Here is a 16,085-nt window from a genome sequence, read left to right on the forward strand (position 1 = left end):
GCTGAACATGATTGGAATAGTAATGTTTTTCGTAGCCTTGTTTGCACTTTTACTTGGCTTCCCAGTAGCGTTTACCTTTGGTGGTATCGCGTTAATCTTTGGTGTTTGGGCTGAGGGCATCGAAATGTTTGCCTTCATGCCATATCGAATTCAATCAATCATGGAAAACACGGTGCTGATGGCCGTTCCATTGTTTGTTTTCATGGGGCTTGTTCTGCAAAAGACCAAGCTTGCTGAGCAGTTGCTTGAGTCTATGGGGCGATTGTTTGGTGGTGTTCGTGGTGGTATCGCGATTTCAACCGTACTAGTAGGTTCACTGCTTGCGGCTTCTACTGGCGTCGTTGGTGCTTCTGTTGTTGCAATGGGACTTATCTCATTGCCGGTAATGCTCAAATACAATTACGATAAAGGCTTAGCCTGCGGCACTATTTGTGCGTCTGGTACGTTAGGGCAAATCATCCCGCCATCTATCGTTTTGATTCTATTAGGCGATGTTCTTGGCGTGCCTGTTGGTGACTTGTTCCAAGCCGCAATTTGGCCGGGCGTGATGTTAGTTGGCGCGTACATCCTTTATATCTTGATATACGCCAAGCTCCACCCTGAAGCGGCTCAACCGATTGAGCGAGATGATTCAATCAGCCGTAAGCAAGAAGTGTTAGATGCACTTAAAGCGATTCTTCCACCTCTCGCGTTAATCATAGTGGTACTGGGTTCAATCTTTGCGGGTGTTGCTACGCCTACAGAGTCTGCTGCTCTCGGTGGTGCAGGTGCGATGGTACTTGCTTTGCTATACGGTCAATTCAGTTGGTCGATGGTGTATGACGCGTCTAAAGAGACGGTGAAAGTCACAGCGATGGTATTCGCTATCTTGTTGGGTGCGACGGCATTCTCAATGGCGTTTACCTACACGGGTGGTGATTATCTGGTTGAAGAGTGGATGCTACAACTGCCAGGTGAGAAATGGGGCTTCCTGATCATTACTATGTTGGTGATTTTGATTTTGGGTTTCTTTATCGACTTCGTAGAGATCTGTTTCATCATCGTGCCGATCATTGCGCCAGTTGCTGAACTGATGGGCATCAACATGACATGGTTCGCTATCCTTATCGCGATGAACCTACAAACCTCTTTCTTAACGCCGCCATTTGGTTTTAGTCTGTTCTATTTAAAAGGGGTAGCACCAAAAGGCGTGACGACCAAGGACATTTATCGTGGCGTGATGCCGTTCATTCTGATTCAAATCCTCGTACTTGGATCACTTCTCGCTTTCCCTTCTTTCTATGGAATGTGAGTGAAGCCTAGAATGTGAATGATATGTTTCAACGACTATCTATAAATTGATAAAGTAAAACGGCTTATTGATGTTCAGTAAGCCGTTTTTTGTGAGGGAAAGGAATGCCTCTAAAAGCCAAGCTGATTTTGCTGACGCTGCTCCCGTTGCTACTCGTAACGGCGAGTATCAGCTGGATCTCGTTACATCAAACCAAGACATTGGGTGATAAAGAAGTTGAGATCTTTAGAGATAGCCTAATCAAGTCGCGCGAAAACGCCCTCAAAGACACGGTTGACCTTGCGTTCGATGCCATAGAACACATCTATAACGATCCAAATATCCAAGAAGCTCAAGCCAAAAAAGAAGTTCGAACCATATTGTCTAAACTTAGATATGGCTCTGATGGGTATTTCTTCGCCTATGATCGCCACGGGACCAACTTGGTTCATCCAATACAGCCAGAGTTGATAGGTCAAAACCTACTGCAACTGCAAGATGAGGATGGCGACTTTCTGATAGAAGCTCTGTTAAGAGAGGCGCAAACCGGAGGTGGTTTTCACCAATATTTGTGGCAAAAGCCATCGACGGGTGAGGTGGTGTCTAAGTTGAGTTACGCCGCATGGCTAGAACGCTGGGATTGGATGATTGGCACCGGTTTGTATATTGAAGATGTGCACCAAGAAGTGGCTTCAATGCAGGCTGAGATAAACAAGAATATTGAAACCACGTTCTTTTCTATTGTGGTGATTTTGAGTGTGACGGTGGCGGTTATTATCGTGCTTACCTTAGCCATCAACATGCATGAACATCGTATTGCCGATAACAACCTCAAAGAACTGGCGCATAAGACGGTGATGTTCCAAGAAGACGAGAAGAAACACCTAGCACGTGAGTTACATGATGGTATTAACCAATTATTAGTGTCGAGTCGTTGTCACTTAGAGCTACTCGGTAATAAGCTACAGAGTGAGGATCTCAAAGCACATTTGAATAAGTCACAGCATTCACTGATGCGAGCGATTGAAGAGGTGAGGCACATTTCACATCAACTTCGCCCAAGTTCACTGGATGACATAGGCTTAGAAGCGGCATTGTCTTCGTTGTTATTAGATTTTCAGGCGCACTCCGGTATTGAGGTGGAAACTTTATTTAGCACTCAACCGGGTAAGTTAAAATCAGAAGCCGCAACGACCTTGTATCGAGTGGTGCAAGAGTCATTGAACAACATAGAGAAACACGCGCAAGCGACCAAGGTAACGGTTATCGCTCAGCAAATTGGCAACGTGTTGCAACTGCTTATCCAAGATAACGGTGTTGGTTTCAATACCTATAAAGCGATGGAGAAACGAGGGATCGGACTGCGTAACATGAGAGAGCGAGTGGAGTTCATCGGCGGTGATTTTGAGTTGATGAGTGAGATTGGTTTCGGAACGGAAATTACAGTGTTACTGACACTAGAAGGATTAGTGAATGAGTGAAGTTATTCGAGTTGTGATTGCTGACGATCACCAAGTCGTACTGGATGGCTTTATGGCGAGATTAGAACTCGAGCCTGATATTAGCGTGATAGGCACAGCCAGTAATGGATTAGAAGCGGTTGAGACAGTGAAAACGCTGCGCCCTGATGTGGTGCTGATGGATATTAGCATGCCTATCATGAATGGTATTGATGCGACCCACCTGATTAAAGAAGAAGACCCTGAAGCCAAGGTGTTGATGCTGACCATGCATAACAACCGTGAATACATCATGAAGGTGATGCAGTCGGGTGCGGTCGGCTATATGTTGAAAGAGATTTCGGCTGAAAAAATGGTGCAGGCAATCAAAACCGTCAATCAAGGCTCGACCTATTTCTGTGAAAAAGTAACGCAGAATTTGTTTACTCAGCCAATTACTCCGACGCAATCTGTGAAGAATCCATTGAGCAGACGTGAAGAAGCGGTATTGAAATTAGTCGCGAAAGGGGAGAGCAGTAAAGAGGTCGCGAAGGCACTGAATATCAGCTATCGAACGGTCGAAACCCATAGACAAAATATTAAGCATAAGCTAGATATTCACTCTACAGCAGAGCTCGCTAAATACGCAGTCAGCTCCGGGCTTGTGGACTGATCTTACGCTAAATTACATTAAATGTGTAATTTAATTACTAAATGTGTAATTTAGGCCTCCTTTATGGAGGATTTTTAGTATTTTTGCGACAGGTTGATATTCTTCTTTTCGAAATTTAAGCGCCGAATGCAATGTTGCAAACAGTGCGCTGCAAATTAGAGAGGAAGCATGGAGCCTGTAAAAGATAGGTATAGTATTGAAAATACCGATTATACAGTAGGACAAGATAACGTTCAGAAATGGGGGTTCGATGTTCATAACCCAGTATTTGGAATCAGTGCAGGAGCGATCATTATCTTCCTGTTGGCACTTCTAGTCTCAGACCCTGAAACCGCAAAAGCGGCGCTTGATGGAATCAAATGGAAAGTCATCGGTAACTTCGATGGTTTCTTCATGTGGGCAGCAAACATCTTCGTAATTTTCTGTTTTGCCCTCATTGTCTCCCCGTATGGCAAGATACGTATTGGTGGCAATGATGCCAAAGCAGAGCACTCTAACCTGTCTTGGATGTCGATGTTATTCGCGGCAGGAATGGGTATTGGCCTGATGTTCTGGGGTGTAGCTGAACCCGTCGCTTACTTTACTGGTTGGTATGAAACACCGCTCGGTGTTGAAGCTTATTCTCCTGAAGCAGCTAAGTTGGCATTAGGTGCAACCATCTACAACTGGGGTCTTCACGGTTGGTCGATTTACGCTGTTGTTGCTCTAGCCCTCGCTTTCTTCACATTCAATAAAGGCTTACCGCTTTCAATTCGCTCAATCTTTTACCCACTATTGGGTGATAGAACTTGGGGTTGGTTTGGTCATATTGTTGATATCGTTGCTGTGCTTGCAACACTGTTTGGTCTTGCAACTTCACTGGGTTTAGGTGCTCAACAAGCAACAAGTGGTATTAACCATGTATTTGGTACCGATGGCGGTATTGGCATGCAACTGGTTGTTATCGCAGTGGTCACTTTCTTAGCGACAATGTCCGTTGTTCGTGGCATCAATGGTGGCGTAAAAGTACTAAGTAACGTCAACATGCTGGTTGCTTTGGGCTTGCTTATCTTCGTAACCATCGCTGGTGGCATGGCGGGTATTAAAGCTATCCCAACCGCTCTAATGGGCTACATTGAAAACTTCATTCCTTTAAGTAATCCTCATGGTCGTGATGATGAAACGTGGATGCAAGGTTGGACGGTATTCTACTGGGCGTGGTGGATGTCTTGGTCTCCATTCGTAGGCATGTTCATCGCTCGTATCTCTAAAGGTCGTACGATTCGTGAATTCATCGTTGCTGTATTGTTCATCCCAACGACCGTAATCATCATCTGGATGGCTATTTTTGGTGGTATCGCGATTGATCAAGTGGCGAACAAGGTGGGTGAGATTGGTGTGAATGGTCTGCAAGATATTACACTTTCTCTTTTCCATACTTACGATGCACTGCCAATGAGCTCTGTGCTTTCAGTGGTATCGATTGGGTTGATTATGGTGTTCTTTATCACCTCGTCTGATTCAGGTTCATTGGTTATCGATAGTATTACCTCTGGCGGTAAAGTCGATGCCCCTGTTCCACAACGCGTATTTTGGGCGTTGATGGGCGGTGCGATTGCAGCGGTTCTATTGTGGGTTGGTGGTACGGAATCTATTCAAGCATTACAAGCTGGAACGGTATCAATGGCGCTACCATTTGCCTTCATATTATTGCTTATGTGCCTAAGCTTATTGTTAGGTTTACGAACTGAAAATCAATTGGTTAAGCATCAAAATGCTTTGAGTTGAAAGTATTTTTGATAAAAAGGTCGGCATGGTCGACCTTTTTTTCGTCATAAACTTGAGTAATTACGTGGATTTTGTTTGTAATTTCATCGAACCGATTCTGGTTTACTGAAAACAACAACTTAACCTGCTAAACTTCAGACATCCAAGTATTTGAATTATTGTGACAACAGCTTGTACTACTTGGATTGTATGTTCGAGTTTGTAATTAAGTCGCAGGTAAGTAAGGGATACGAGGTCAATAGACCCTATTAGTATTCCGTAGAGAGGGATAATGACTAAAGGTATAGATAAATACAGTATCGACAGTACGGATTACACTGTTGGTCAAGATAACGTCCAAAAATGGGGTTTTGATGTTCATAACCCAGTATTTGGTATCAGTGCGGGACTTATCGCCTTATTCTTGATCGGTGTTCTACTTACAGATACCGCTTCAGTAAAGGCAGCACTAGATGGTGTTAAATGGCAAATTATCAATTCATTTGATTGGCTGTTCATCTGGTCCGGTAACATTTTCGTTATTTTTTGCTTGGGCTTGATTGTTTCTCCATTTGGTAAAATCCGCCTAGGTGGCGTTGATGCAACCGCTGATTACTCATTCATGTCTTGGTTGTCCATGCTGTTCGCTGCAGGTATGGGTATCGGTTTGATGTTCTGGAGTGTGGCGGAGCCAGCTGCTTACTACACAGGTTGGTATGAAACGCCGTTAGGTGTTGAAGCGAATACACCAGAAGCGGCTAAGCTAGCACTAGGTGCAACCATGTATCACTGGGGACTGCACCCTTGGGCGATTTATGGTGTAGTGGCATTGTCACTTGCTTTCTTCTCTTACAACAAGGGATTACCTCTTTCAATTCGTTCTATCTTTTACCCAATCTTAGGTGATAGAGCTTGGGGCTGGGCAGGTCACATTGTTGATATTCTTGCAGTTCTTGCAACCCTATTCGGTTTGGCGACATCGCTTGGCCTAGGTGCACAACAAGCGGCAAGTGGTATTCAGCATGTATTCGGTATTGAAGCGGGCTTAGGGCTGCAAGTCATTGTTATTACAGTGGTGACTTTATTAGCGGTTGTCTCCGTACTTCGTGGTATTGATGGTGGCGTTAAAGTTATCAGTAATATCAATATGCTAGTAGCTTTCTTACTGCTGATCTTAGTTGCGCTAATCGGTTATGCAGTGACGCTGGGTTCAATCCCAACAACATTGATGGCATACATCGAAAACATCATTCCGCTGAGTAACCCTCACGGCCGTGAAGATGAAGCTTGGCTACACGGTTGGACGGTATTCTACTGGGCTTGGTGGATCTCATGGTCACCATTCGTAGGTATGTTTATCGCTCGTGTTTCTAAAGGTCGTACGGTTCGTGAGTTCATCACAGCAGTACTGATTGTACCGACTACCGTGACTATCATTTGGATGTCAGTGTTTGGTGGTATGGCGATTGACCAAATCGTGAATAACATTGGTATTCTTGGTCAAGAAGGTTTAACCGATGTATCGCTAGCGATGTTCCAAATGTTTGATGTATTACCATTTGGTACTCTGCTTTCAATCATTGCGGTTGTATTGGTTTTAGTCTTCTTCATTACATCGTCTGACTCAGGCTCTCTAGTAATCGATAGCATCACCGCGGGTGGTAAAGTTGATACGCCTGTGCCTCAACGTGTGTTCTGGGCGTTCCTTGAAGGTGCGATTGCTGTCGCTCTATTGTGGGTTGGTGGTACTGAAGCAGTACAAGCTCTACAAGCGGGTGCAATCTCGACGGCATTGCCATTCACCATCATTCTATTACTGATGTGTGTGAGCTTGCTAATGGGTATGCGTACAGAAAAACGCTAGGCTTTCTAAGCTAAAATCTACTGCAATTTATACGCAGTAGAGCGGTAAATAATATGAAGGCAGAAGAGGAAACTCTTCTGCCTTTTTGTTTTTTTACCGTACTAAATCTGACATTATTTCTAATAATCACATAGTAAATAGCGCCTTAAATTTGGCGACAAGCCAAGGAATTGACATTAGGTAAGCTTATGGTTTGCTTAAAATTATATTCCGATATTAAATTGTGAAATCGCTCGAATTTAATACTGATATTGGGTAGTATGCGCGGGATTTCCCACCACTCGTGAAACTTTGACATGAAACTAACACTAAAGCAGAAGTTGATAGGTGCTAGCCTATCTGCTGTTGTCGTTATGGCTACAGCGTTGACTTGGTTGTCAGCAAACCAATTATTTGAACAGACTCGTAATGGCGTATACCTACGAGCTGAAAGCGTATCTGAAGCAGCATCTGAAGGTATTAAGAACTGGATTGATATCCGTACCGATATCGCATCAGCATTTAATGAGTTTTCACGAGAAAGTGATGTTGTTCCTTTCCTCAAGCAAGCTCGTGTAGCGGGTGGCTTTGACGATATCTTTTTAGGTACTCCAGAAGGCGGGATGTACCGTTCACACCCTGAACGTAATCGTGCAGATTACGATCCTCGTCAACGTCCTTGGTACCAAGAAGCAAACGCTGCAGGTAAGCAAATCATCACCACTGCTTACCAAGATGCGATTACTAAAGCGCTTCTAGTAACGATTGCTGAACCTGTTCGCCACAACGGTAAGCTTGTTGGCGTTGTTGGTGCAGACGTACTTATCGACCAACTGGTTAACGATGTAATCAGCCTTGATGTTGGTGACAATGCATACGCAATGCTAATTGATGCCTCTGACGGCACATTCCTAGCTCACCCAGATTCAGCATTAAGCTTGAAGCCGGTAAGCCAACTTTCTAATGACATCTCTATGCCTATTATCGAGAACGCAGTGCGTACGGGTAGTATCGAGATCATCAAAGAGCGCGGTGCTGAGAAGCTGCTTTACTTCACGAAGGTGCCTAACAGTAACTGGATCTTCGCGGTTCAGATGGACAAAGCAACAGAAGAAGCGAACCACTCAACGCTACTTACTCAGCTGATCATCACTGCTGTAATTATCACGCTAATCGTAATCGTACTTGTGTCTTGGTTAGTGAGCTTCCTATTCCGCGACCTAAACCGTGTTTCAGCTGCTCTTGAAGAAATTGCTTCAGGTGAGGGCGACCTTACTCAACGTCTTGAGCCTAAGAGCGACGACGAGATTGGTCAGCTTGCTGCAAACTTCAACCGTTTTGTGGGCAATATGCACACCATGGTGATCAAGCTAAGCGAAGTATCTGCTGCGCTGGGTAACCAAGCACGTCAAACGGCTTCTCAAGCTGAAGAACGTAGTGCTCGTATCCAAATGCAACAAGACGAGATCAACATGGTAGCAACAGCCGTTAACGAAATGGCTGCAGCAACACAAGAGATCGCGGGTAACGCAGACCATACTGCACAGAACTCATCTGAAGCGGTTGGCGCGTGTGAGCACGGTACTGGTCAGGTGACACAGACGCAAAGCTCTATCCAAAACCTTGCTCAAGAAGTTCAAATTGCAACGAACGTGATTCTAGAACTTGAAGAGCACGGCAACAGCATCAACGCTATCCTGTCTAACATTCAAGGTATTGCTGAACAAACGAACCTACTTGCACTTAACGCCGCTATTGAAGCAGCGCGTGCTGGTGAGCAAGGTCGTGGTTTCGCGGTAGTAGCGGATGAAGTTCGTGTTCTGAGCCAACGTACACACGGTTCAACGCAAGAAATTCAACAAACGATTGAGTTGCTACAAGGTACAACAGGCAAAGCGGTTAACATCATGAACGATAGCCGTACACTTGCTGAAACAAGTGTTGATGACGCTAACTCAGCGGCTGCAAGCCTGACGCAAATCCATGCTGCTGTTGAACGCATCAGCGATATGGCGACACAGATTGCTTCAGCTGCAGAAGAGCAAGCGTCAGTAACGTCTGAGATTACTCGTAACACTGAAGGAATCCGTGACGTATCTAACGAGCTAGCAGACGAAGCACACCAAGCTGCAGAGCAAGCTGCGCAGCTTTCTGAACTGTCTCACGAGCTAGAAAGCGAAATCAGCCGCTTCAAGCTGTAAGCGCTTAGCGAACAGTGATTAATTTGGTCCCTAAAACGTACTAAGTTAATCCGCGAGAACGTTATTTAAAAGCCGAATGTGGATACCACATTCGGCTTTTTTGTGTGTGCTAGTTAGAGTCATGAACCCAAACTAGTTGTTCGGGTAACCTGGGAACTTAGCTTTAAGATTAGCGCGAGTAGGGAAGTATTTTTCCATAAACTTCACCATCTCTGGGTCGTTTGCTTGTAGCTCTGTGAACGTCGCAGAACTTAACTCTTGAGCACGGTAGCCTTTATAGTTCACGTCGTAGTAGGCATACAGAGAGTAAGCTAAGTACTCTTGATCGTAAGACTCAGCATCTAGATCAGCTTCGACAATTGTTGAGTCTTTACCGTTTGGAAAGTAAGAGCCTGCAAGAATCGCTTTCTCATTCAGTTCATCTAACTCTTTCTGCATCACACCCCATTTCGATGAAGATGACTGTACCGCTAAATTCATCACACCGTAATCGTGTACAAAGTGGATGATCTCTTCAAACGCAGCGTCTCTTTTCATTGCCAAGTCCGGCTTGTTCTCGCCTGTTGTCGTGGTTGTGGTTTCAGTCGCGAACAAATCTTGGAAACGGTAATTCTCATCTAAATATTCGCCTGCATCTCTATTCGGGCCATCAGCCCAATCTTCATCGTAAAAGAATGCCATCGCAGCTTTACTATCGTAAATGGCCTTGGTGACTTCTGCAGGGAAGCTATCAAGGTAATACTGCATGATGTTCTTAACGTGTGCGACCTTTGCTTCCGAATTGTTTACAGTTTTATCTTCAATCAACAATGGAATTTTATAACCGTGTGCTTCTACGCAGGTGCGTTGTTTGATGCCATTGTCGAGCAAATCACCTGTCGTGTTTGAGATAACAGAGCAATCACTCGTTGGGACTATTGCAAACGCCCCTGACGTACTTTGCGCGAAGGATGGAACAAATTGAATACCGTTACTAAGCGTGTTACCAACACGAACGTAAAGGTTCATCGGTCTCATTTGATCGATATTAAATTTGTCGCCAGTAGCATCAATAATGAACTGCTTATTGATGGTCACGGTATCCGCTTTTTTCCATCGAATGACGTTGTTTATATTGTTTTCAACTTCTGCAATAGCAAGCTTTTCAAGAGTGCTCGTTGAGTTAAAGTTTTCGTAGTAAATACTGAAATTGTCAACGTCGAACGTTTTACCCGCTGAGTTTGTTGCCGTTACAGATAAGGTGATATCTGCATCGCTTTGGGTTTTATAATTGCGCTCAGGAATGCCGTGAACTTGTGCGAAGCTGCCGCTAGATTTTAGATTATTACCATACTGAGTAATATCAATGTTCACGTTTTTGTCTGTACCCGCAGCAATCGATTTCACGCTGAATTGTAGTGAGTAATTGCTTCCTAAACTAACCACTGAGCTAGCGCTTGATGCATCGATGACATTCTTTGACGCGCTCGTGCTATTGCTGTCGCTGCCGCCGCATGCAGTGAGCATCGTAGTCAGAACAAGAGTTGGAATTGTGAGTTTGTATACCATAGGGGACCAAGTTATCTGCAAGCTATAAAGCCAGCATGTTACAAGAAATGGTATTTGCTCTTAGTAAGCTTTTGTAAGTAATGTATTAATAGTGCTTACAAATAAGCAATAAGTGATTGGCGGTGGTTATCTGTTTGAGCTGCTCGAAACTAGAATCACAGACAAACAAAAAGCCCGAGCATAAACTCGGGCTTTGAATGGTTTTCTTTATAGCTTAAGGAGAAGCTAGATTGCCTGACGAAGTTGGAAATAGCGTCCTTCTTCGTTCAACAGTGTCTCGTGAGAGCCGTTTTCTACAATCTCGCCTTGTTCAATCAGAACGATAGAATCCATCGATTCCAGACCAATCAAACGGTGCGTAATGAAGATAACTGTCTTGCCTTCAAAGTGCTTCTCGAACAGCGCCATGATGCTCTGCTCAGTTTGCTTATCTAAGCCTTCTGTTGGCTCATCAAGAAGCAGGATAGGGGCGTCATGAAGGATTGCACGCGCAATACCAATACGGCGCTTCTCACCACCAGACAGTTGACGACCGCCGTCACCTAACCAGCTATCAAGTGCGTTATTCTCAAGCAGCTTTTCTAGGCCAACGTCTTTAAGGATGTTAGCTAGGTGATCATCATTGGCGTCTGGTTTTGCAATCAACAAGTTGTCACGCAGAGTGCCGTTTAAGATGTCGACACGCTGGCTTACCACACTGATAGATTCACGAAGTTGTGATTCGTTCCATTGTGTCAGCTCAATGCCCGCGATAGAGATGTAACCCTTTTTCGGATCCCAGTAGCGAGTTAGAAGCTGAATCAGTGTCGATTTACCAGAACCCGTTTGACCCACAATCGCAACCTTGTTCGTTGCTGGGATAGTTAGGTCAACAGCGTTCAGAACACTGCGCTCAGAGTCAGGGTAGTTGAACGTCACGTTTGAGAACGTAATATCAAGCGGCTTGTTGATGTCGAGCTTCTCTTCAGCGAACTGAACTTCAGGCTCTGACAGAATAACCTCGTTCAAGCGACGTGCTGAAGACAGAGTTTGACCTAAATGCTGGAACGCACCTGCAATTGGCATCAACAATTCAAAACTTGCCATAGTAGCGAACGCCATTAGCGCGATGAACGGGTCTGGTGCATTACCACCCACACCGTCAGCCGCAAGCCAAAGCATAAGAACAAGCGTCAAACCATTGAAAAGCATTAGCGCTGCTGAAGCCATACCGGTTAGGTTAGCGTTCACAAACTGATTCGCCATCAGCTTCTGCTGTGTTTCTAGAATCGCATTACGGTAACGCTCTTCCGCACCGAACAGAGTCAGTTCGCTGTAGCCTTCAATCCAATCTAGAGTAGTCACACGAAGATCCGCTTTGTTCTGTGTCAGTTCGCCGCCGTTACGCTTGCCCAGTTTGTAGAACAAGATTGGCCAAACCAACAGCATGATCAGAAGGATAGAACCTAAGATCAAACCTAGTGAGCTATCGAACCACATCAAGAACAGAGTCAGGAAGAAGATACCCAACACACCCACTGTCACAGGGCTTACTAAGCGCAAGTAAACGTGGTCCATTGCGTCGACGTCAGCAACTAAGCGGTTAAGTAGGTCAGCGTCACGAAGGTTTGAGATACGACCTGGGATCAGCGGAGCCAGCTTCTTGAAGAAGAAGATACGCAGATCCGTCAGTAGTTTGAATGTCGCATTGTGGCTCACAACACGTTCACCCCAACGACCAGCAGTACGGCTCATTGCCAAACCACGTACACCACCGCCCGGTAGCATGTAGTTGAAGGTTTCACGCGCAATCGTAAGACCAGCAACCGCAGAAGCTGAAATGAACCAACCCGATAGCGTTAACAAGCCGATAGAAGCCGACAAAGTAGCAAAAGCCAATAGCATGCCTAGCGATAGGCCAAACCAATGCTTTTTATAGAGTTTCAGGTAAGGCAGTAAATCACGCATCTAAATTACCCTTATTGTCTTGTTGAGCTAAGTTCGCGTTTAGCATCTCTTCGAATAAACCACCCGCAGTCGAGAGCTGAGAGTAATGACCTTGTTCCACAAGACCACCATCGCGCATAACCAGAATGTTATCGACCGATTGAAGAGGAGCAAGTTGGTGCGTCACAAGCAGGGCAGTGCGACTTTCGATGTTGCTGTTGATGCCTTTCATCACGAGCTGCTCACTGCGAGTATCTAGGCTGGCAGTGGGTTCATCTAACAACCAGAATTGGCCGTCTTGAATCATTGCACGAGCCAAGGCCAAACGCTGAGATTGACCAACAGATAGGCCACCTGAACGGTCAGAGATCATGTAATCCAAGCCGTGCTCGTTTACAAATTCGTTAGCAAAAGATTGCTCAAGTGCGTTTTGAACAGTTTGGTCAGTGATATCTTGCTTACCCAGAGTGACGTTGTCACGAATGCTGCCGTGAAGCAACAATGGGTTTTGACCAACCCAGCTGATCGTCTTGCGCCAAGATACCAAGTCTAAATCACGCAGTTCAATGCCATTGATTTTCAAGCTTCCTTCATAAGGCATGAAACCAAGAATAGCGTTGATCAAACTCGTTTTACCCGCACCACTTGGGCCAACTAACGCAGTCGACTGTCGAGTGTTAAGCGCGAACGAGATAGGACCAACCAATTGAACACCTTCAGGACTTAATACTTTGAGATCTTGAGCTTCAATATTGATGCCTTGAGCCGGATCGAGTTGAGTGTCGCCTGATTTAACCTTAGTGATGTCGGTTTCTAGGAACTCGACAATACTTTCGGCTGCGCCAACCGCTTGTTGCTTCGCGTGGTAGAAAGTACCTAAGTCACGTAGAGGTTGGTAAAACTCTGGCGCTAAGATAAGGATAAACAAACCAGCGAATAGCGTAATGCCTGCACCGTAGTGGCCAAAGTTCAGCTCACCAATGTAGGTGAAACCAAAGTAAACTGCCGTCATCGCAATAGAGATCGACGTGAAGAACTCAAGCACAGCAGAAGACAAGAAAGCGATTTTCAACACATCCATGGTACGCGTTCTGAACACTTCAGATGCACCTTTCAATACTTCTGTTTCAGCGTTGGTACGATCAAATAGACGGATGGTTGTCATTGATTGCAAACGGTCGTAAAAGTGACCTGAAAGACGCTGAAGCGCTTTGAAGTTTTTACGGTTTGCATCGGCTGCTTTCATACCAACCAATGCCATGAACATCGGCACCAGTGGCGCAGTAATCAAGAAGATCAGACCTGCTGCCCAGTTAACTGGGAACACCACGACCAAAATAATGAATGGAATCATTACCGACAAAGACATCTGAGGTAAGTAACGAGAGAAGAAGTCTTGCATGTCTTCTACTTGCTCTAGCAATAGCGTTGCCCACGTACCGGCAGGTTTACCTTTAATGTAAGCAGGGCCTAACTCACGTGATTTATCTAGGATGAGTTGCCTTATGTAGACACGTATTTGTTCACCACAGCGATAACCTGCGATTTCACGACCCCATGTACAGCCCGCACGGCCAACGACCGATAATGCCAAGCCTGCGAAATGACCAACCAGTTCAGACTTATCGACATTCTCGATGATCAGCTGGTGAAGAATAGAGGCGAGAAGAGCTGCTTGAGCAATTAAAAACACGCTTGAAAGTACGCCAAGGCTAATCGCAATCATAAGCCAGCGTTTCGCTAACTTACTCTGTTGCTTAAGCCACTTGTTCAAGCTGCGTTGTTTTTTCTTATCCATTATGAAGGCTTAATGATAATTATTATTTGTTGAGGGCGGCTAGTATACAAAAGAAAGCCCAGTGGATATACCACTGGGCTCTAGGGATTTACAACAAAATGTGATGACGCCCTGCATCTACTGAGGCGAGAGCACCGATAATCAAATCTGCAATCTCAGATTTACTTATCGTTAAGGCCATCTAGGAAGCGTTCAGCATCCAGTGCAGCCATACAACCAGTACCAGCAGAAGTGATTGCTTGGCGGTAGTTGTGGTCCATTACGTCACCCGCAGCGAATACGCCAGGGATGCTTGTCTGTGTCGCGTTACCTTCAAGACCAGACTGAACGATGATGTAGTCATCTTTCATGTCGACTTGGCCTTTGAAGATTTCAGTGTTTGGCTGGTGACCGATAGCAATGAACGCGCCCATTACTTCGATATCTTCTGTCTTATCAGACTGAGTATCTTTAATACGAACGCCCGTTACGCCCATGTCGTCGCCCAGAACTTCGTCTAGCGTGCGATCAGTGTGAAGAACAATGTTGCCGTTCTCTACTTTGTCCATTAAACGCTTCACTAGGATCTTTTCAGCGCGGAACGTGTCACGGCGGTGAACTAGATGAACTTCAGACGCGATGTTAGACAGGTAAAGTGCTTCTTCAACAGCGGTGTTACCGCCACCCACAACCGCTACTTTCTGGTTGCGGTAGAAGAAACCGTCACACGTTGCACAAGCAGAAACGCCGCGGCCTTTGAATGCTTCTTCAGAATCTAAACCTAAGTACTTAGCTGATGCGCCCGTTGAGATGATCAACGCATCACACGTGTACTCGCCTGAATCGCCTTTAAGACGGAAAGGGCGGTTTGAAAGGTCTACTTCGTTAATGTGGTCGAACAGGATCTCTGTTTCAAAGCGCTCTGCGTGCTCTTTCATGCGATCCATTAGAGCTGGACCCGTTAAACCTTCAGCATCACCCGGCCAGTTTTCCACTTCTGTTGTGGTCGTAAGCTGACCACCTTGCTGCATACCCGTAACAAGTACTGGGTTTAGGTTTGCACGAGCAGCGTAAACTGCAGCTGTATAGCCAGCAGGGCCAGAACCAAGAATCAATAAATTACAGTGCTTTACGTCGCTCATGAGGACTCCGAAATTGAAATTGTTTTTATTTATAATCGCTTAGGATTGTATGGAAAATATGGAGGCAATAAAAGTGTAAACAAGGGCTGAAGTGTAATTAATCGTTATAGGTTAGAACTTAACCGAACTAAACGACTGTCTTGTATTTCAATGTGTTAGCGAAATATCAATAGGTTACACGATTAATTTCAGTATATAAAAACATATAGCTTTGCATTTAGGGGGATTTTGTCGCCAATTTGTCGCCATAAAATCTTCTCTTTAATAAGGATAAATTGTTGGAGAGATAAAGATTAAAGTTAATTCGAAGTAGATTCACAGGAAGTTAAAACCATCGGCAAGTTCTGGCTAGAGCAATTTAAGGCGTTTGAGTTAATTTTTACGTTTTAGGTTACGCAAAGCAACTTGAAACTAGAAGTGTTGGGGGATTTATGGTTGTCTTATCTTCTTGTTGCATAACCAAGTGGCTTTGTTGCGTAATTAAATTTAAAGATAGAACTACCCCGTTTCGCGTATTTCT

10 protein-coding genes are annotated in these 16,085 nt (G+C 44.9%); 6 read left to right on the plus strand and 4 right to left on the minus strand.

What is annotated here, in order from left to right; all coding sequences use genetic code 11:
* Nucleotides 1–7: 7 nt before the first annotated feature.
* The 6 genes from ACED45_RS13235 (at nt 8) to ACED45_RS13260 (ending at nt 9,172) form a co-directional block, all read left to right on the plus strand.
* The gene (locus ACED45_RS13235; RefSeq protein WP_123309824.1) at nt 8–1,291 is read left to right on the plus strand and encodes a TRAP transporter large permease; all 1,284 of its coding nucleotides are present in this window, start codon (nt 8–10) and stop codon (nt 1,289–1,291) included.
* A 104-nt stretch (nt 1,292–1,395) separates the two neighbouring features.
* Complete coding sequence (locus ACED45_RS13240) at nt 1,396–2,751, plus strand: cache domain-containing protein (protein ID WP_371714220.1); 1,356 nt, start codon at nt 1,396–1,398, stop codon at nt 2,749–2,751.
* A complete protein-coding gene (locus ACED45_RS13245) occupies nt 2,744–3,382 on the plus strand; it encodes a response regulator transcription factor (protein WP_048659561.1) in 639 nt (212 codons plus the stop codon). Before ACED45_RS13240 ends, ACED45_RS13245 begins: the two co-directional genes overlap by 8 nt.
* A 168-nt stretch (nt 3,383–3,550) precedes the next feature.
* A complete protein-coding gene (locus ACED45_RS13250) occupies nt 3,551–5,149 on the plus strand; it encodes a BCCT family transporter (RefSeq protein WP_371714221.1) in 1,599 nt (532 codons plus the stop codon).
* Between the two features lie 271 nt (nt 5,150–5,420).
* Complete coding sequence (locus tag ACED45_RS13255; protein ID WP_371714222.1) at nt 5,421–6,992, plus strand: BCCT family transporter; 1,572 nt, start codon at nt 5,421–5,423, stop codon at nt 6,990–6,992.
* 296 nt (nt 6,993–7,288) lie between these two features.
* On the plus strand, nt 7,289–9,172 hold the full coding sequence (locus tag ACED45_RS13260) for a methyl-accepting chemotaxis protein (protein ID WP_371714223.1): 1,884 nt from the start codon (nt 7,289–7,291) through the stop codon (nt 9,170–9,172).
* 132 nt (nt 9,173–9,304) lie between these two features.
* Here the strand turns inward: ACED45_RS13260 and ACED45_RS13265 are convergent, their stop codons facing one another.
* The 4 genes from ACED45_RS13265 to trxB all read right to left on the minus strand — a co-directional run bounded on the left by ACED45_RS13265 (nt 9,305) and on the right by trxB (nt 15,565).
* Entirely contained in the window at nt 9,305–10,720 is a 1,416-nt protein-coding gene (locus tag ACED45_RS13265) for a hypothetical protein (RefSeq protein WP_371714224.1), read from the minus strand.
* Between the two features lie 225 nt (nt 10,721–10,945).
* Complete coding sequence (cydC, locus tag ACED45_RS13270; RefSeq protein WP_102416836.1) at nt 10,946–12,667, minus strand: heme ABC transporter ATP-binding protein/permease CydC; 1,722 nt, start codon at nt 12,665–12,667, stop codon at nt 10,946–10,948.
* The gene (gene cydD / locus ACED45_RS13275; RefSeq protein ID WP_371714225.1) at nt 12,660–14,444 is read right to left on the minus strand and encodes a heme ABC transporter permease/ATP-binding protein CydD; all 1,785 of its coding nucleotides are present in this window, start codon (nt 14,442–14,444) and stop codon (nt 12,660–12,662) included. Before cydD ends, cydC begins: the two co-directional genes overlap by 8 nt.
* A gap of 161 nt (nt 14,445–14,605) precedes the next feature.
* Nucleotides 14,606–15,565 (minus strand): thioredoxin-disulfide reductase, encoded by a 960-nt coding sequence (gene trxB, locus ACED45_RS13280; protein ID WP_004733400.1) that lies wholly within the window; start codon nt 15,563–15,565, stop codon nt 14,606–14,608.
* Between the last annotated feature and the right edge of the window lie 520 nt (nt 15,566–16,085).

Source organism: Vibrio crassostreae (genome assembly GCF_041439375.1).
Lineage (GTDB): Bacteria > Pseudomonadota > Gammaproteobacteria > Enterobacterales > Vibrionaceae > Vibrio > Vibrio crassostreae_D.